17 protein-coding genes are annotated in these 18,108 nt (G+C 70.9%); 3 read left to right on the forward strand and 14 right to left on the reverse strand.

The window, feature by feature from the left end; translation table 11 throughout:
- Nucleotides 1-34 precede the first annotated feature (34 nt).
- Both BLR68_RS13765 and BLR68_RS13770 read left to right on the forward strand, forming a co-directional pair.
- Nucleotides 35-1,027, forward strand: a complete 993-nt coding sequence (locus tag BLR68_RS13765) for a LacI family DNA-binding transcriptional regulator (protein ID WP_018185649.1) — start codon at nt 35-37, stop codon at nt 1,025-1,027.
- 2 nt (nt 1,028-1,029) lie between these two features.
- Complete coding sequence (locus BLR68_RS13770) at nt 1,030-1,644, forward strand: YesL family protein (protein ID WP_018185650.1); 615 nt, start codon at nt 1,030-1,032, stop codon at nt 1,642-1,644.
- A gap of 58 nt (nt 1,645-1,702) precedes the next feature.
- Here BLR68_RS13770 and BLR68_RS13775 read toward each other — a convergent pair whose 3' ends face one another.
- From BLR68_RS13775 to xylA, 7 genes are all read right to left on the reverse strand, one after another.
- On the reverse strand, nt 1,703-3,454 hold the full coding sequence (locus tag BLR68_RS13775) for a type 2 periplasmic-binding domain-containing protein (protein WP_018185651.1): 1,752 nt from the start codon (nt 3,452-3,454) through the stop codon (nt 1,703-1,705).
- 37 nt (nt 3,455-3,491) lie between these two features.
- A complete protein-coding gene (locus BLR68_RS13780) occupies nt 3,492-4,427 on the reverse strand; it encodes a carbohydrate ABC transporter permease (protein WP_018185652.1) in 936 nt (311 codons plus the stop codon).
- A 17-nt stretch (nt 4,428-4,444) separates the two neighbouring features.
- Nucleotides 4,445-5,428 (reverse strand): ABC transporter permease, encoded by a 984-nt coding sequence (locus tag BLR68_RS13785; protein ID WP_018185653.1) that lies wholly within the window; start codon nt 5,426-5,428, stop codon nt 4,445-4,447.
- Between the two features lie 203 nt (nt 5,429-5,631).
- Nucleotides 5,632-6,735, reverse strand: a complete 1,104-nt coding sequence (locus BLR68_RS13790) for a Gfo/Idh/MocA family protein (protein ID WP_018185654.1) — start codon at nt 6,733-6,735, stop codon at nt 5,632-5,634.
- Entirely contained in the window at nt 6,714-7,412 is a 699-nt protein-coding gene (locus tag BLR68_RS13795; protein ID WP_018185655.1) for a ThuA domain-containing protein, read from the reverse strand. Before BLR68_RS13795 ends, BLR68_RS13790 begins: the two co-directional genes overlap by 22 nt.
- Complete coding sequence (locus tag BLR68_RS13800; protein WP_026302761.1) at nt 7,409-8,809, reverse strand: FGGY family carbohydrate kinase; 1,401 nt, start codon at nt 8,807-8,809, stop codon at nt 7,409-7,411. Before BLR68_RS13800 ends, BLR68_RS13795 begins: the two co-directional genes overlap by 4 nt.
- Nucleotide 8,810: 1 nt before the next feature.
- On the reverse strand, nt 8,811-9,998 hold the full coding sequence (xylA, locus tag BLR68_RS13805; RefSeq protein WP_018185657.1) for a xylose isomerase: 1,188 nt from the start codon (nt 9,996-9,998) through the stop codon (nt 8,811-8,813).
- Between the two features lie 87 nt (nt 9,999-10,085).
- Here xylA and BLR68_RS13810 point away from each other — a divergent pair, with 87 nt between their 5' ends.
- Nucleotides 10,086-11,267: an ROK family transcriptional regulator gene (locus BLR68_RS13810; protein ID WP_018185658.1), complete on the forward strand. Its 1,182-nt coding sequence runs from the start codon at nt 10,086-10,088 to the stop codon at nt 11,265-11,267.
- A 250-nt stretch (nt 11,268-11,517) separates the two neighbouring features.
- Here the strand turns inward: BLR68_RS13810 and BLR68_RS13815 are convergent, their stop codons facing one another.
- The 7 genes from BLR68_RS13815 to BLR68_RS13845 are packed head-to-tail and all read right to left on the reverse strand — an operon-like array spanning nt 11,518 to nt 18,064.
- Nucleotides 11,518-11,964, reverse strand: a complete 447-nt coding sequence (locus BLR68_RS13815; protein WP_018185659.1) for a GNAT family N-acetyltransferase — start codon at nt 11,962-11,964, stop codon at nt 11,518-11,520.
- Between the two features lie 2 nt (nt 11,965-11,966).
- Nucleotides 11,967-12,662 (reverse strand): SDR family oxidoreductase, encoded by a 696-nt coding sequence (locus BLR68_RS13820; protein ID WP_018185660.1) that lies wholly within the window; start codon nt 12,660-12,662, stop codon nt 11,967-11,969.
- A gap of 27 nt (nt 12,663-12,689) precedes the next feature.
- Nucleotides 12,690-13,265 carry a TetR/AcrR family transcriptional regulator gene (locus BLR68_RS13825; protein WP_018185661.1) on the reverse strand — a complete coding sequence of 192 codons (576 nt, stop codon included), beginning with the start codon at nt 13,263-13,265 and terminating at the stop codon, nt 12,690-12,692.
- Nucleotides 13,262-14,053: an HpcH/HpaI aldolase/citrate lyase family protein gene (locus tag BLR68_RS13830; RefSeq protein WP_018185662.1), complete on the reverse strand. Its 792-nt coding sequence runs from the start codon at nt 14,051-14,053 to the stop codon at nt 13,262-13,264. Before BLR68_RS13830 ends, BLR68_RS13825 begins: the two co-directional genes overlap by 4 nt.
- Nucleotides 14,050-14,541 carry a MaoC family dehydratase gene (locus tag BLR68_RS13835; RefSeq protein WP_018185663.1) on the reverse strand — a complete coding sequence of 164 codons (492 nt, stop codon included), beginning with the start codon at nt 14,539-14,541 and terminating at the stop codon, nt 14,050-14,052. The genes BLR68_RS13830 and BLR68_RS13835 overlap by 4 nt, the downstream gene beginning before the upstream one ends.
- The gene (locus BLR68_RS13840; RefSeq protein WP_018185664.1) at nt 14,538-16,502 is read right to left on the reverse strand and encodes an acetyl/propionyl/methylcrotonyl-CoA carboxylase subunit alpha; all 1,965 of its coding nucleotides are present in this window, start codon (nt 16,500-16,502) and stop codon (nt 14,538-14,540) included. Before BLR68_RS13840 ends, BLR68_RS13835 begins: the two co-directional genes overlap by 4 nt.
- A complete protein-coding gene (locus tag BLR68_RS13845) occupies nt 16,502-18,064 on the reverse strand; it encodes a carboxyl transferase domain-containing protein (RefSeq protein WP_018185665.1) in 1,563 nt (520 codons plus the stop codon). The genes BLR68_RS13840 and BLR68_RS13845 overlap by 1 nt, the downstream gene beginning before the upstream one ends.
- Between the last annotated feature and the right edge of the window lie 44 nt (nt 18,065-18,108).

An 18,108-nucleotide genomic window follows, 5' to 3' on the forward strand; every position in this document is an offset into this window, starting at 1 on the left:
CGTCGAAGCCGATGCCGTCGGAGAAGGAGGGTCCATGACCACGATCGCCGACGTGGCCCAGGCCGCGGGAGTCTCGATCTCGACGGTCTCATACGTGATGAGCGGCAAACGCACCATCTCGCAGGAGACGCGGGAACGCGTCGAGCAGGCGATGGCCGACCTCTCCTACAGCCCGCAGGCGAGCGCGCGCTCCCTCGCCTCGCGGTCGACGAGCATTCTGGGGTTGCAAGCCCCCATCCGCGCCGGCGTCGACGTCCACGTCGTCATGCAGATCGTCGCGGGAGCCCTCAAAGAGGCGCGCCTGCACCACCACGACATCCTGCTGCTCACGAGCGACGACGCCGCCGGTGTCGAACGCGCGGCGCGGGCGGGGATGGTCGACGGGGTGCTGATCCTCGACGTCGAGACGAGCGACCCCCGCGTGGGTTCGCTCGCCGACCTCAGCATCCCGAGCGTCCTCATCGGCCTCCCCGACACGGCCGACCAGCTGATCTGCGTCGACTTCGACTTCGAAGCCGCCGGACGCCTCGCCGCCGAGCGTCTCGCCGAGCGCGGCCACCGCACCGTCACCCTCCTCGGCGCTCCGCCCCAGGTGCAGGCACGACACACCTCGTACTCGGACCGCCTCACCCGCGGGTTCCTCTCCCGCAGCCGTGAGGTGGGACTCACCGCGACCGTGCTCCCCTGCCCCGCGGGTCCCGGCGCGACCGAGGTCGTCGATGCGCTGCTCGCCGGATCCCCCGAGACCACCGCGCTCTTCGTCCACAACGAGGCAGCCCTTCCCTTCATCGCCGCCCGCCTCTTGGCCTCGGCCTCCGCGGCGCCCATCGAGATCGTCGCCCTGAGCCCGGCCGAGCTCGCCCTCCATGTTCCGGGCGTGTCGGACGTCATCGACCTTCCCGCCGAAGAGCTCGGCGCGGCGGGTGCCCGCACGCTGCTCGCCGCGATCCGCGGTGAACGGTCGCCCGGGCCGGAACTCCTCGCCCCGCGCTTCGCCCACTCGCCGGCGGAACCCGCGACGGTCTGATCATGAAGATCGACCCCGAGAACCGCGCCGTCCAGGGCCTGTCGTCGTTCCTCGAGTTCGTCGCCCTCAACATCCTGTTCCTGCTCTGCTGCGCACCCCTCGTCACGATCGGCGCGGCCACGAGCGCCCTGCTGGAGGTGACCCGACGCTACGCCGACGAGGAGGGCGGTCGCCCGCTGCGGGACTTCCTGCCCGCGCTGGCGCGGAACTTCCTGCCCGCGACCGGGCTCAGCCTCATCCTGTTGACGGCGAGCGTCGCGCTCGCCTTCAGCGGCGTGTTCTGGCTGTCGGCACCCGAGCCGCTCCTCACGGGCCTCGCCGCCCTGGCGTTCGCCGGAGCGGCATACGCCGTCGCCGCGTTCGTCCACGCGATGGGTCTCGTCGCCGCGTACCGCGCCCCCTTCCGCCAGACGCTCAAGAACGCCGTGCTCCTCCCGGCAGCGGAGCCGCTGCGGACCCTCGCGCTCCTCGTGATCCCCGTGACCGTCGTATGCCTCGTCATCGTCTTCCCTCCCACGATGTTCCTCGTGGCCACGATCGGATTCTCCGTCGGTGCCTACGGCTGCGCGTTCCTCTTCCGGAGCATCTACCGCCGCCGCTCCGGAACCGCCGCCTGAGTCGCAAGGGAAAGGCCCCGCCGGATCATCGACGGGGCCTTTCCTGCGTGCGGGGCGGTCAGCCGCCGAACTCCGCCGAGACCGCCTTGCGGGCGGCATCCTGCGATTCGGCGTTGGCCATGTCGACCTCGAGGACCTTGTCGTAGCCGAGGCCCTTCGCGGTCTCCTGCATCGAGGACAGCAGCGAGTCGAACTGCGCATCGCTCTCGGCGAAGACCATCTGCCACGAGGTCTGGACGATCGTCGCCTTGACCTGGTTGCGGAGCGTCTCGATCTCGGACGAGTCGGTCGGCGCGGTGAAGCTGGCGCCGGCGCCGACCATGAGCTGATCGTTGCCCTGCAGGTAGTCCATCGTCGTCGGAGCGCCCATCTTGGCCGCCCAGTCGTCGGTGAGCGAATTGCTGGTCTCGGCCTGGTAGCTCGGCCACATCTTGTAGCTGTACGGGAAGCCGGTGTTCGGGTCGGTGTCGATCGGCAGCACGGCGCTGATGTTCAGCTGCGATGCACCGTCGATGTAGCTGCCGCCACCCCACTCGGCCGGGACCTCGGCGTCACCCTCGAAGAAGATCTTGTGACCGAGCTCGGTGAGCGCGGGCTCCTTGTCGGCGTTGAGCTCCCATGTGAGCCCCTCAGGGCCGGCGGCACCCTGCGTCTGGCTGTTGTTGGCCAGAGCGCCCTCGGGCGAGAAGAGCCAGTCGACGAACGCCGCGATGCGCTCGGGGTCCTCGGCCTTCGAGCCGATCGCGAACACCTGCTTGCCGCCGTACGCCTCGGCGCCGTACGAGAAGATGTCCATGTCGTCCATCGGCGCCATCATGAAGCCGCGGCCCGCATCGACGTTCTTGTCGGTGTTGTAGGCGGCCTGTCCGAGCCACGGCCAGAACGAGAAGAGCACCTGGCCGTTCTGGTACTTGTTCCAGAGGGTGTCGTAGTTCTGCGTGGTCGAGTCGGGGTCGAGGATGCCGAGCTCGTTCGCCTCGTGGAAGAAGCGCAGCGCGCGCACGTACTGCCCGTCCTCGTCGAGGATGCCCTGGAACTCGGACCCGTCGCCCTTGGCGAGGGCGAAGCCGACCTCGTCGAAGCCGTAGTAGGTGGTCGGCTGCTTGGCGTTGTTCAGCATGTTGCCGTCCCAGTCCTTGAACAGCGAGACCGCGTAGGTCTTCTGCCCGTTGGGAGCGGTGGGCTCGGCATCCTGCATCTTCTTCAGCACCGGGAGGAGGTCTTCGAGCGTGCTGATCTCGGGGTAGCCGGCCTGCTTGTAGAGGTCCCAGCGCAGGTAGGGACCGAACGTCGGGTCGAGGCCCTCGGAGGGCTCGGTGGGCTTCAGCGAGGAGACCTGCGACGGGAAGGCGTACGTGCCGTCGGCGCCCTCGTTGATCTTGTCGACGGCGGCGTCGAACCGACCGACGTTCTTCATGGCCGGGTAGAAGCTCGCCGAGTCGAGGAGCAGACCGCCCTCGCGGAGCTCCTCGAGCCGCTGGCCCTTGTCGGTGATGATGAGGTCGCCGAGGTCTCCCGCCGTGACGCGGGTGTTGAAGAGGGTGTCGCCGCCGCCCGCGACGTTGGGGGCGATGATGTTCAGCTTCATGTTGAACTTCTTCTCGACGAGGTCGCCGAACCACCCCTCCTGCATCCCCATGTAGTTGGCGAGGCCGTCGAAGACGTCGATCGTGAGGGGCTCGTCCCACGAGGTCGGGAACGCGGTGATCTCCTCGCGTTTCTCGGTGGGCGCGGGGCCCGTGCAGGCGCTCAGCAGCCCGACCGTCGCCAGAGCGGCGACGGCGCCGATGGCCTTGCGTGATAGCTTCATTGCTTTCCTCTCGGTGGTGTGACCGTGATGGTCGGGTTCAGCCCTTGACCGCGCCGAGCATGATGCCCTTGACGAAGAAGCGCTGGAACAGCGGGTAAACGAAGATGATGGGCAGGATGACGATGACCGAGATCGTCATCCGGATCGAGGTCGGCGTCTGACTCGTGGCCGCGTCGACGATCGAGCTGATGTTGCCGCCGTTCTGCATGGCCTGAGCCAGGCTGTTGGCCTGGTTGATGAACATGTAGAGCAGGTACTGCAGCGTGTAGAGGCTCTGGTCGGTGATGTAGATCAAGGTGTCCTGGAAGCTGTTCCACTGCGCCACGGCCGAGAAGATGGCCACGGTCGCGAGGATCGGCGTCATGTTCGGCAGGTACACCCGGAAGAAGACCTGCAGGATGTTCGCGCCGTCCATCTCGGCGGCTTCCTGCAGTTCGGTGGGCATCGCCTCGACGTAGGTCTTCACGAGGATGATGAAGAACGGCTGCACGACGAACGGCAGCACGTAGACCCAGAAGTTGTTGGTCAGCCCGAGGTTCCGGATGACGATGAACACCGGGATGAGGCCCGCGCTGAAGTACATCGTGATGATGACGAAGCGGTACCAGAACCGGCGTCCCCACATGCGACCCTGCGTGAACATGAAGCCGAGGAAGGCCGAGGCGAGCACCGCGGCGACCGTACCGAGGACGGTGCGGCCGACGGAGACGATCGCGGCCTGCGTGAGTCCGCCGAGCTGGAAGACCTGCTCGTAGTTGGAGAGGTGGATGCCGGTGGGCAGCCACCGGACCTGGCCGAGTGCGGCGAGGTCGTTCGAGCTGACCGAGTTGATGATCAGGTAGTAGAACGGGTAGGCGCAGACGAACGCGAGCGCCAGGAACACCGAGTAGTTGACGATCGCGAAGACGACGCGGCCGGAGAGATCGGCGTCGCGCCGGACGACGCGGCGGCGGGTGGGAGTCGTGGTGACCATGATCGGGGGCTCCTGACTCAGACGATGGATTCGCCGCGCACGCGCTTGGCGATGCCGTTGACGGCGAACAGGAGGATCACGGAGATGAGGCTCTTCAACATGCCGATCGCCGTCGCCATCGACAGGTTGTTGCCCGTCATGCCGATGTTGTAGACGTACAGGTCGAGGACCTGGATGTACTCCTTGTTGAAGGCGTTCTGGAAGACGAAGTACTGCTCCATGCCGTTGTTGAGCAGGTTCGCGATCGACAGCAGCAGCAGGACGAGGTAGGTCGGCATGAGCTGCGGCACCGTGATGTACCACATCTTCTGGAATCGCCCTGCGCCGTCGATCTCCGCCGACTCGTACAGCGACTGATCGATTCCGGCGATCGCGGCGAGGTAGATGATCGCTCCCCAGCCGAGGCCCTTCCAGACCGACCAGAGGGTCATCGTCAGCCAGACGTTCTGGTCGGTGTCGAGGAACTTCACCGGCGTGGTGATCAATCCGGCATCCGACAGGACGCCGTTGACGAGTCCCGAGCTCGAGAAGAGCGAGAAGGCGATCATGTAGACGAGCACCCACGAGATGAAGTTAGGGAGGGTCGTCAGCGTCTGGACGGCGTTGCGGAACCAGGGGGCGCGGATCTCGTTGAGGAAGATCGCGAATGCGAGCGGCAGGACCGAGGTCGCGATGCCGAGGAAGCTGATCGCGAGCGTGTTGGCGAGCACCTGGCCGACCTGCGCGACCTGGGTCGGCGAGCTCACGAGCAGCTGGAACCACTGCAGCCCGACGAAGTCGCTGCCGGCGAGGCCGAGGGCGGGACGGTAGTCGAAGAGCGCGTAGATCCAGCCGTAGAGCGGGAAGTACGAGAAGAGGAAGACCAGCACCAGGAACGGGACGATGCACAGGAACATCCGGAATGAGCGACGGTTCTTCGACACCCGCCGCGCGGGGCGGGACGGCGTCTTCTCTTCGATCGTCGTGGCAGCGACCTCGGTGACGATCGCCTGCTGCGTCATCGGTCGCGCCGCTCTGGGCGCTCGGACATGTGCCGGGTCATCTCACTCCTTCGTGATCGAAGCGCTTCCGCGAATGGCCGTCGAACCGCTTCGATATGAAGATAACGCTCGACGGCGGACCCGTCAAACATCACGTTCCGGTCACGCGACGACGCCGCCCCGGCCGGAAGGCGGGGCGGCGTCGTCAGGGCGCAGAGCGGTGATCAGCCGGCGATGCGCGTCCAGTCCACGGCAGCGGTGAGTGGGACGAGGGTCGGCCGCTCCACCGTCGTGCCGACCTCGAGCCGTCGCCCCTCTGCGGAGGAGCGGAGGAGACTCTCCATGACGTCGAGCACGTGCAGCGCGAGCGCTCCGCCGGCTCGACCCGCCCCGCCGGAGGCGACGGCGTCGATCAACCCGATGCCCCGACCGGAGCCCTCGTAGCCGGCCGACGCCGGGACCGACCGCCAACCGTCCTCACCGAGCGCCGCGAGGCGGACCTCGCCGTCGAACATGTTCGGATCGGGCACCGACAGCGACCCCCGCTCACCGTGCACCTCGATCGGCGGGGCGGCCGTCCGGACGGCGTCGAAGCTCGTGACGACGGTCGACACCGCCCCGCCCGCGTGCTCGAGCAGCCCGCTCACGTGCGTGTCGACCTCGACCTCGATCCGCTCGCCGGCGTGCGGGCCCGTGGCGATCGTGCGCTCCGCACGAGCCCGGCGAGCGGCCCCGGTGACGGCGACGACCGGCCCCAGCAGGTGGACGAGGCTCGTCAGGTAGTACGGCCCCATGTCGAACAGCGGTCCCCCGCCGGGTGCGTAATAGAACCCGGGAGCCGGATGCCACAGCTCGTGACCCGGCGACACCCACGTCGCGCTCGCCGCGACCGGCCGCCCGATCGCCCCGTCGTCGACGAGGCGACGAGCGGTCTGGATGCCGGTGCCGAGCACCGTGTCGGGCGCCGCCGAGACGTGCACGCCGGCCGCGGCGGCGGCATCCATCACCGCACGTCCCTCGGCGACCGTCAGCGCCAGCGGCTTCTCGCCGTGGACCGACTTGCCGGCGGCGATCGCGGCGTGCGCGACCTCCGCGTGCGCGGCGGGGACGGTGAGGTTGAGGACCGTCTGCACCTCGGGGTCGGCCATCATCTCGTCGACCGTCAGCGCCCGCGCGCCCGGGATGCCCGCGGCGACCTCCGCCGTACGGTCCGGCCGCAGGTCGGCCACCGCGGCGATCCGGATCGAGGGACTCTGTGCGAAAAGGTCCAGGTACTGAGTCGAAATGACGCCGAGACCGACGATCCCTACGGCGTGCGGGCTGCCCACAGCAGTCCCCTTTCGACGATGGTGCGGACGTTCTGATCGGCGAGGATCTCGGGCGTGTGGCCGGGCGTCGCGACGAAGACGCGACCCCTGCCCCATAGCCGGGTCCAGACGGCGGGACTCACGACCGGCCGGTGCCAGGGGTGGTACTCCTGCGTCGGATGCGTCGTCGTCGCGAGGACGTCGATCAGGTCGTCGTGGAGCACCCAGTACTGCTCGGTGTGCAGCGTGAAGTCGTCGATGCCGGCCGTGATCTCGTGGCCGCGGCCCAGCTCGGTGATCCCGACCGTGTGATCGAGGTAGTTGTCGCGCTCGTCGCCCGGGCGGTCGTCGGGGTGACGCCCCGGATGGGTCGCGAACTGGCCTCCGACGAGCTGCAGGTAGTCGGAGCTGCTGCGATACGAATCCGCGATGCCGCCGTGCCAGCCGGCCAGCCCCGTCCCCGCCTCGACGGCCGCTCGGAGCCCCCGGAGCGCGTCGTCCGAAATGGACGACATCGTCACCGCCTGCACGACGAGATCGACCCCCGCCATCCGTTCGGCGTCGGCGTAGACCTCGTTCGTCTCCTCGATCGCGACCTCGAAGCCGTTCTGCTCGAGGAACGGGACGAACATGTCCGTCGCGGCGATCGGGTGGTGCCCGTCCCACCCGCCGCGGACGATGAGCGCGCGACGGGTCACCGGGCCTCCTCCGCCCGCCGTGCGGCCACGGTGTCGTAGCGCTCGCGGACCTCCGGACGGGGGTCGGATGCCGCCTCCCGGTCCATCTCGACGGCCCAGTCCGGCCACGCACCGGTCAGCACCGCCGCCGCCTGCCGCGCGGCGCCCTGCGCGACGTACTCACCCGGTGCGGGGACCGCCACCGGGACGTCGAACACCTGCGCGGCGACCGCGGCGACCGCCGCGTTCCGCGCCGCACCGCCGACGAGCAGCACGCGCTCGGCGGTGACTCCGAGACCCCGGATCGCATCGAGACCGGTCGCGAGCCCCGCGAGCATGCCCTCGATCGCGGCGCGGGCGAGGTTCTCCCGCGTCGTGTTGACCAGCGAGAGCCCGTCGATCGACGCGCGCGCGGTCGGCAGGTTGGGCGTGCGCTCCCCCTCGAACCAGGGCACGAGCACGACGCCGCCGGCGCCGGGTTCGGCCGCCGCGGCGAGCTCGGTGAGACCGTCGTGGTCCACCCCCAGCAGACGCGCGGTCGCATCGAGCACCCGCGCGGCGTTGAGGGTCGCAACGAGCGGCAGGAACCGTCCCGTGGCGTCCGCGAAGCCCGCCGCCGTGCCGGTCGGATCGATCGTCCTTGTGCCGCTGACGGCGAAGACCGTGCCCGACGTGCCGATCGACACGACGACGTCGCCCGCCGTCGCCCCGACCCCGAGGGCGGCCCCCGCGTTGTCACCGGCGCCGGGGCCGACGCGACGTCCGCCCGGATCCGTCACCCACTCGAGGGGACCGAGCACCCGCGGCAGGATCGCGTCGTGGCCGAGCGCCGCGGCCAGCAGCTCGCGATCGTACCCACCCGACGCGGGGTCCCAGTAGCCGGTACCGGACGCGTCGGAGCGGTCGGTGACGAGCTCGTCGAGCGCCGGGTTCCCCGGGCCGTAGCCGCGCAGGCGCCACGTCAGCCAGTCGTGCGGCAGCGCGACCGCGGCCACCCGGGCGGCGTTGTCGGGCTCCGCGTCGCGCAGCCATCGCAGCTTGGTGATCGTGAAGGACGCGACCGGCACGAGCCCCGTGCGCTGGGCGAGCTCGTCGGCGCCGAACTCGATCGTGAGATCGGATGCCGCCTGCCCCGAGCGCGTGTCGTTCCACAGCAGCGCGTCGCGCACCACCGCGCCCGATGCGTCGAGCGCGACCATGCCGTGCTGCTGGCCCCCGATCGACCACGCCGCGATGTCGTCGAGGCCCCCGGCATCCGCGATCGCGCTCTGCAGCGCCGACCACCACGCCTCGGGATCGACGGAGGTGCCGTCGGGGTGCGACGCACGACCGGAGCGGACGATCGCTCCGGTCGTGACGTCGACGATGACGACCTTGCAGGATTGCGTCGACGAGTCGACGCCCATCACGAGGGTCACGTCAGCGCGCGCCCAGCAGGTGCTCGGTCGCCAGCTGCTGCAGGCGGACGAAGCCGGCGCCCTTGCCGCCGAGGTAGACGCTCGGGTCGAAGTCCTCGTAGGCCGAGCGGTCGGCGAGGAAGTCGTCGTAGCTCTCGCCCGGGTTCAGCGTCGGGGTCGACAGGTCGTCGACCTTCGCGGCGGCGAGCGCCTCCTGAACCTCGGGGTCGGCGCGGAACGCCTGCGCGCGCTCCTTGAGGAGGAGGTAGGTGCGCATGTTGGCGGCAGCCGACTCCCAGACGCCGGTCTCGTCCTCGGTGCGGCTCGGCTTGTAGTCGAAGTGACGCGGGCCGTCGTAGGCCGGGACGCCGCCGGGGCCGCCGTTCTCGAGCAGGTCGACGAGCGAGAACGCGTTGTGCAGGTCGCCGTGGCCGAACACGAGGTCCTGGTCGTACTTGATGCCGCGCTGGCCGTTGAGGTCGATGTGGAAGAGCTTGCCGTGGTACAGCGCCTGGGCGATGCCGGCGGTGAAGTTGAGCCCCGCCATCTGCTCGTGGCCGACCTCGGGGTTCACGCCGAACAGCTCGGAACGCTCGAGCGAGTCGATGAACGCGATCGCGTGACCGAGCGTGGGCAGCAGGATGTCGCCGCGCGGCTCGTTCGGCTTCGGCTCGATCGCGAAGCGGATGTCGTAGCCCCTGTCGGTGACGTAGTCGCCGAGGAGGTTGACGGCCTCGCGGTAGCGCTCGAGCGCCTGACGGACGTCCTTGGCGGAGTCGTACTCCGCGCCCTCGCGGCCGCCCCACATGACGAACGTCTTGGCGCCGAGCTCGGCACCGAGGTCGAGCTGCCGGAAGACCTTGCGCAGCGCGAACCGGCGCACGTCGCGGTCGTTCGCGGTGAAGCCGCCGTCCTTGAAGACCGGGGCGCTGAAGAGGTTGGTCGTAACCATCGGGACGATCATGCCGGTCGAGTCGAGGGCGCCCTTGAGGCGGTCGATCTCACGCTGGCGCTCGGCGTCGCTCGATCCGAAGGCGAACAGGTCGTCGTCGTGGAAGGTGAGACCGTACGCGCCGAGCTCGGCGAGCTTCTCGACCGCGTGGACGACGTCGAGCGGGTGACGGGTCGGGCCGCCGAACGGGTCGGTGCCGTTGTAGCCGACGGTCCACAGGCCGAAGCTGAACTTGTCTGCGGGGGTGGGGGTGACCATGACGCTCCTTCGCGAGCCGGACAAAATGTTGTTGTCAGCAACGTATACCAGGCGCGCCGCCGCGACAAACCCCTTCCGGTGGCTATCGTGGGGTTCGTGACCGATCAGGGGCGAACCGTCGAATCCGTGCGGCGCGCGAACCTGGGCAGCATCCTCCGCATCGTGCACCGCGAGGGCCCGCAGTCGCGCGCCGCCCTCACCGAGTCGACCGGGCTCAACCGGTCGACCGTCGCCGATCTCGTCGGCTCGCTCGTGTCCTTCGGCCTCGTCGCCGAGCGCGCTCCCGACCCGTCGCGCCGGGTCGGCCGGCCCTCCCCCGTCGTCGCGGTGGACCCCGCCGTCGTCGCGATCGCCGTCAACCCCGAGGTCGATGCGCTCGAGATCGCCGCCGTCGGCCTCGACCGCGACATCCGCGCCGTCGTCGTCCTGCCGCAGGACCACCTCCTCACCCCGCAGGCGACCGCCGACCTCGTCGCGGAGCAGGTCGCGACCTGGCGCCGCGGCGAGCTCGCGGGCTCCCGCATCCTGGGCGTCGGCCTCGCCGTCCCGGGGCTCGTCCGCATCGAGGACGGGCTCGTCCGCGACGCACCCCACCTGGGCTGGGTCGACGTGCCGCTCCGGGACCTCGTCGCGGCGGCCACCGGCATCCCGGTCGTCGTCGGCAACGATGCGACCCTCGGCACCATCGCCGAGCATCTGTTCGGCGCCGCGCGCGGCATCGACCACGCGTTCTACCTCAACGGCGGTGCGAGCGGCATCGGCGGCGGGATCATCGTGAACGGGATGCCGGTGGTCGGCGCCGGCGGCTACGCCGGCGAGATCGGACAGAACCGCCCCGGCATCGCGACCCTCGCCGACCGCCGCGCCCGCGACGGGGTGCTTGAGGACGAGGTCAGCCGCGCACGCCTCCTGTCGGTCGTGGGCCTCGGCCGCGGCGACGACCGCGACCTCGGCGAGGCTCTCGCGGCGCGGATCGACACCCCGTCGGTCGCGGGAGAGGTCGATCGGCAGCGCCGCATCCTCGCCACCGCGCTGGCGAACGCGGTCAACGTCCTGAACCCCTCGGCGATCGTGCTGGGCGGGTTCCTCGCGGTGCTCGCGGACCTCGACGTCGATGCGCTCCTGCACGCCGTCCGCGCTCAGGCGATGCCGGCCTGCGGCGAGGATCTGCAGATCCTGCCGGCCGCCCTGGCCGAGCACCGCCTGCTCATCGGCGCCGCCGAGGCCGTCTTCGAAGGCGTTCTGGCGAACCCGCAGCCGGTCTCCTGACCCGCCGGTTCTCGCCGCGCGTGACGAGCACAGGACGAGAGGCCGCGGAGGCGTCACCGCCCCACCCGGATCGGGCACTCGACCTGCACTCGGCACATCACCGGCCTGCCGGGCGGAGCCCGTTCGATACTCAGTCCCGAGTGGTGCTGCGGGCTCCGGACTCCCGGAACGACGGCGCGGGGTCGCCCGCAGCTTGCGTCTCGGACTGAATACGGAACGTCGTCCGGGTCTCGTCTCCGGGGCCGGCGCGTCAGCCGCCGAGCCGCCAGGTGACGAACGGGATGCCAGTGACGCCGTCGCGCGTGCGGTCGGTCGCCCGCCAGCCGCGCGCGGCGTAGAAGGCCTTGGCGCGCGCGTTGCCGTCCCAGACCTCGAGCTCGGCCGGGCGACCGTCGCGGATCTCGTCGAATCGCTCGTGGAGGGCCGACCCGACCCCGCGACCGAACAGCTCCGGCAGGACGTACAGGCTCACCAGTTCGAGGGTCTCCCCGAGCCGCACGTGCAGGAACCCCGTCAGCCCTTCGTCCTCGGCGACGACGGTGACCCGCCCGTCCTCAGCGACGAGTCGGCGCCACATCGGCTCGCGATCGCGCGCCGCGTCCGCCGGATCGAGGTGCTCGCCGTAGTACGCGGCGCGCGAGGCGACATGGATCGCGGCGATCGCCGCGGCATCCTCGACGGTCGCCGCCCGAAGCATCGTCAGCGCGGGCCGGGCTTGACCGACAGGTCGGTGATGACGGCGTCGCGGGGCAGGTCGAGGGCGGTGAGGACGGCGGTGACGACGGATGCCGGCTGGATCCAGGCATCCGCGTCGTAATCCCTGCCCTCCTGCGCGTGGACCTGCGCCTGCATCGGCGTAGCCGTCCGACCGGGGTAGACGGTGGTGACGCGCACGCCGTGCTCCGCCTCTTCGCCGCGGAGCGCGTCGGCGAGCGCCTTGAGCCCGTGCTTGGACGCGGCGTATGCCGCCCACTGCGGGTGGGCCGCGAGCCCGGCGCCGGAGTTCACGAACAGCACCTGCCCGCGCGCCGCGCGCACGCGCGGCAGCAGCAGTCGCGTGAGTTCGGCGGGGGCGACGAGGTTGACGGCGAGCTGGTCCTGCCACGACTGCACCGTGAGGTCGGCGACGTGCCCGAGGTCGACGATGCCCGCCGCGTGCACGATCGCGTCGATCCGATCGGGGAGATCGGATGCCGCGACCGCCGCCGCGAGCGATTCGGGCCGCGCGAGGTCGACGACGATCGCGCCGGCGCCCGGGTGCCGGGACTGCAGGTCGGCGGCCCGCGAGGCATCGCGCGCGACGAGGACGAGCCGGTCTCCGCGCTCGGTCAGACGATCGGCGAGGAGCCGTCCGATGCCCGATCCGGCACCGGTGAGGACGATGGTGTGCGGCATCCCCTCATCCTGTCATCGCCGCCCGCGTCAGTCGTCGAGCAGCGCGCGACGGGCCATTCCGGCCAGGATGCCGCCCGCCCGCTCACCGCTCGGCGCGGCCGAGTGCGGGGTCGAGTTCAACAGCCCGAACGCGGCGAGCAGCCTGGTCTCGCGCTCGGCGTCGTCGAGGTCCGGCCGGAGCGCGGCGAGCGGGCGATCCCACTCCTGGACATACTCGCGCTGCAGCCGCCGCACCCGCTGGTTGACGTCCACCGGCAGGTTCGCGAGCTCGCGATCCTGGACCCGGATGACGTCCGCGTCGCTCGTGGCGAAGTCGAGGTGGAAGGCGATGAGCGCCTCGAAGACCTCGCGCGCCGCACCTCCCGAGGCCGTCAGCGCGCGACCGCCCTCGAGCAGTCGTTCACTCGCATCGAGCAGCAGGTCGCACAGGAGCGCCTCCTTGCTCGCGAAGTGGCGGTAGAGGGCCGGCCCGCTCATACCGACGGCGTCGCCGAGGTCGCCGGTCGACACCGCCGCGAACCCGCGCTCGGCGAACAGCCGCGCGGCCGAGGTCATGAGCTCCGCGCGGCGGTTCGCCTTCTGCGTGGCCCGCCAGGTGGTCATCGCGACAGCGCCCGACGCGCCTGCCGCAGCACCGGCTCGTCGATCATCCGTCCGCGGAACCGGAACACCCCGGGCTGCCGCGTCGCCTCGTCGAGCACCGCCTCGGCCCACTCGAGCTCGTCGGGGGTCGCCGCGTAGGCACGCCGGATGACCTCGACCTGGGACGGATGGATGCAGGCGGTCGCCGCGAACCCCGAGGCCGCGGCATCCCGCGCCTCGTCCTCGAGCCCGGCGGTGTCGGCGATGTCGAGGTGGACCGCGTCGATGGCATCGATCCCGGCGGCGGCCGCTGCGATCAGCACGCGCGAACGGGCGTACCGCGCGACGTCGCGGTACCGGCCGTCGCCCGTGCGGCTGGAGCGCCCGCCGATCCCCGCGACGAGGTCTTCAGCCCCCCACATGAGTCCGTCGACGAGCGGATGCCGCGCGAGCGCGCCCGCGTTCTCGACCCCGCGCGGCGTCTCGCACAGGGCGATGACGCGGTACCCGTCGAGCGCGTCGACCTCGGCGGTCTCCTCGGCCTTCGCGAGCATCAGCCGCCGGAACGGAGTGCCGCGCAGCGCGTCGAGGTCGTGCGCCAGCTCCGGGGTCGGGGAAGGGTTCACGCGCACGATCACGCGCGCGGCGTCGACGTCCACCGCCACGAGCGCCTCGCGGGCACTGGCTTTATCGGCCGGCGCGACGGCGTCCTCGAGGTCGAGGATCACGGCATCGGCGGCGGCGAGCGCCTTCGCGTACCGTTCGGGCCGGTCGGCGGGACAGAACAGCAGCGCAGGACCGAGGCTCATGCGGGCGTCCCCGGCGACATCCGCATCAGGGTCGATCGACGCGCGGTCGCGACGACCTGGTCGTGCTGGTTGCGCATCGTGTGCACGAACTCGACGACGCCCTGGCCCGGCCGCGAGCGCGACTCCCGCTTCGAGGCGACGACGGTCTCGGCGTAGAGCGTGTCGCCGTGGCGGACGGGCGCCGGGAAGTTCACCTCCGAGAACCCGAGGTTCGCGACGATCGTCCCCTGCGTGAGCTGCGCGACCGACAGCCCGACGAGGGTCGAGAGGGTGAACATGCTGTTGACCAGCCGGTCGCCGAACTCGGTCTGCTCCGACCACGCGGCATCCAGGTGCAGCGACTGCGTGTTCATGGTGAGGGTCGTGAACAGCACGTTGTCGGCCTCGGTCACGGTGCGGCCGGGGCTGTGGACGTAGACGGCGCCCTCCTCGAGCTCGTCGAAGTACAGTCCGCGCTGCACGATGCGCCGCGGGGTCTCCTCGCTCATGCGTCCTCCTCCGGGGTCGGGGTCACGACGGCCAGGGTCTGCCCGCGGCCGACGCTGTCGCCGGTCGAGACGCGCAACGCCACGGTGCCCGCGATCTCCGCTCTCACCACATGTTCCATCTTCATCGCTTCGACGACCACCACCGCGTCGCCGGCGGCGACCTCTGCCCCGTCGGCGACCGAGGTCATCACGACCACCCCGGGCATGGGCGAGACGAGTTCGGGCACGGCCGACGCATCCGCGTCGCGGCGATGGTCGAGCCGCACGCGCCGCACCTCGTGCGCGCGTCCGCCCGCCGAGAGCCAGACGACGTCGCCGTCGACCGCCGCGACGAGCGAGACGCTCCGATCCCCGATGCGCACGACGACCCGGTCGCCGATGGGATGGACGGATGCCGCGACCGCCGCGCCGTCGACGATCACCCCGTCGCCGACCAGCTCCACGATCCGCTCCTCGCCGCCGGACGCGAGCCGGTACCGTCGCGGTGCGGGCGAGCCCAGGCGCCAGCCGTCCGCGCGCCGCCACGGATCGCCGGCGCGCGGCGCCGCGGCATCGATCAGCAGCGCCGCCTCGGTGAGCACGTCGGCGGGATCGTCCGAGGCGAGGAGCCCGTCGAGCTCCCGCGCGATGAGCCCTGTGTCGAGGTCGCCGGCGGCGACGGCGGGCAGCTCGAGCAGCGCCCGGAGGAACGGCACGTTCGTCTCGAAGCCGAGCACGGCCGTGTCGCCCAGCGCCGCGACGAGCCGGCGCCGCGCCTCGTCACGGGTGGCGCCCGTCGCGATGACCTTCGCGAGCATGGGGTCGTAGTCGACCGAGACGTCGAGTCCGTCGGCGAGCGCGCTGTCGACCCGGATGCCGGGGCCCGCCGGGTGTCGCACGGCCACCACCTGCCCACCCGTCGGCAGGAAGCCGGCGGCCGGATCCTCGGCGTAGACGCGCGCCTCGATGCTGTGACCCGTGAGTGTCACGTCGTCCTGCCCGAAGCCGAGCGGCTCCCCCGCCGCGATCCGCAACTGCGCGGCGACGAGGTCGACACCGGTGATTTCCTCGGTGACGGGGTGCTCCACCTGCAGGCGGGTGTTCATCTCCATGAAGAAGAACTCGTCGGGGCGGTCGGCGGCGACGATGAACTCGACCGTCCCCGCGCCCCGGTAGTCGACACTCCGCGCCGTCTCGCACGCCGCCTGCCCGATGCGGGCCCGAGTCGTCTCGTCGAGAAGCGGCGACGGCGCCTCCTCGATCACCTTCTGGTGGCGGCGCTGCAGCGAGCACTCCCGCTCCCCCAGGTGCACGACGGTCCCCTGGGCGTCGGCGAGGACCTGCACCTCGATGTGCCGCGGGGTGTCGACGTAGCGCTCGAGGAACAGCGTGTCGTCGCCGAAGCTCGCGCCCGCCTCGCGTCGCGCCGCGGCGAGCGCCGCGGGAAGGCCCCCGGCATCCGTCACGACGTGCATGCCCTTGCCGCCACCGCCCGCGGAAGGCTTGATCAGCAGCGGATAGCCCACCTCGGGAGCGGCCGCGATCAGCTCGTCGTCGGTCATGCCGGCGCGAGCGACACCGGGAACGGTCGGCACGCCGCGGGCGTCGACGGCGTGCTTCGCGGCGATCTTGTCGCCCATCGTGCGGATGGCGTCGGCGCTCGGCCCGATGAAGACGATCCCCGCCTGCTCGCACGCCGCGGCGAACGCGGTGTTCTCGGAGAGGAACCCGTACCCGGGGTGGATCGCCTCCGCCCCCGTGGCGCGGGCCGCGGCGATCACCGCGTCGACGTCGAGGTAGCTCTGCGCGGCGGGCGCGGGCCCGAGTCGCACGGCCTCGTCGGCGAGCGCGACGTGGCGGGCACCGGCATCCGCGTCGCTGTAGACCGCGACCGAGCGGACGCCGAGCTCCCGCAGCGTGCGGATGACGCGGCACGCGATCTCGCCACGGTTCGCGATGAGGACTGTCGAGAACATGCGCATCACATCCGGAAGACGCCGTAGCCCGGCGCGTCGAAGGGGGCTTGGAGGCAGACGTCGAGGGCGAGACCGAGCGCGTCGCGGGTCTCGGCGGGGGCCAGGATGCCGTCGTCCCACAGGCGGGCCGTCGAGTAGTACGGGCTCCCCTGCTCCTCGTACTGCGCACGGATCGGCGCCTGGAACGCCGCCTCGTCCTCCGCCGACCACTCCTCGCCGCGCGCCTCGATCTGCTCGCGGCGGACGGTCGAGAGGACGGATGCCGCCTGCGGCCCGCCCATGACCGACACCCGCGCACCGGGCCAGAGCCACAGGAACCGCGGCGAGTAGGCGCGGCCGCACATCGAATAGGTGCCGGCGCCGAACGAGCCGCCGACGACGACGGTGAGCTTGGGCACCGACGCGCACGCGACGGCGTTCACCATCTTCGCGCCGTGCTTGGCGATGCCGGCCGATTCGTACTCGCGGCCGACCATGAACCCGGTGATGTTCTGCAGGAACACGAGCGGGATACCGCGCTGGTCGCACAGCTCGATGAAGTGGGCGCCCTTCAGCGCCGACTCCCCGAAGAGGACACCGTTGTTCGCGAGGATGCCGACACGGTGTCCGTGCAGGCGGGCGAAGCCGGTGACGAGGGTTTCGCCGTACTCGCGCTTGAACTCGTGCCACGTACCGCCGTCGATGAGGCGGTGGACGATCTCGTGGGCGTCGTACGGCGTGGTGAGTTCGACCGGCACGACGTCGACGAGGGTGGCTGGATCGGCGGCGGGAGGGACCACGGGCTCGGGCTGCTCGCGCAGCGGTGCCGGGGCGGGGATCGTCGCGACGATGTCACGGACGATCTGCAGCGCGTGCTCATCGTTCTCGGCGAGGTGGTCGGTGACGCCCGAGACCTTCGTGTGGAGGTCGCCGCCGCCGAGATCCTCCGCCGACACGACCTCGCCGGTTGCGGCCTTCACGAGCGGCGGTCCGCCGAGGAAGATCGTCCCCTGGTTCCGGACGATGACCGTCTCGTCGCTCATCGCCGGCACGTAGGCGCCGCCGGCGGTGGACGACCCGAGGACCGCCGCGATCTGCGGGATGCCGTCCCGCGACATCCGCGCCTGGTTGTAGAAGATGCGCCCGAAGTGGTCGCGGTCGGGGAACACCTCGTCCTGCATGGGCAGGAACGCGCCACCGGAGTCGACGAGGTAGACGCACGGCAGGCGGTTCTCGGCGGCGATCTCCTGTGCTCGCAGGTGCTTCTTGACGGTGATCGGGTAGTACGTGCCGCCCTTCACCGTCGCGTCGTTCGCGACAACCATGATGTGCCGGCCGTGGATCAGTCCGACGCCGGCGACGACGCCTCCGGAGGGGCATTCGTCGTCGTACAGGTCGAGACCGGCGAGCGCACCGACCTCCAGGAAGGGGCTGCCGACGTCGAGCAGGGTGTCGATGCGGTCGCGGGCGAGCAGCTTGCCGCGGGCGGTGTGCCGCTCGCGCGCCCGCTCGGGACCGCCGCGAGCGGCCTCGGCGCGACGCCGCTCGAGCTCGGCGACCAGGTCGGGATACGTCGTGGGGGCTGTCATCGTCGACGGCTCCTCCGGGAGAGTGCTTCAGTTATCGATCGATA

Source organism: Microbacterium sp. 77mftsu3.1 (assembly GCF_900100525.1).
GTDB classification, from domain to species: domain Bacteria; phylum Actinomycetota; class Actinomycetes; order Actinomycetales; family Microbacteriaceae; genus Microbacterium; species Microbacterium aquilitoris.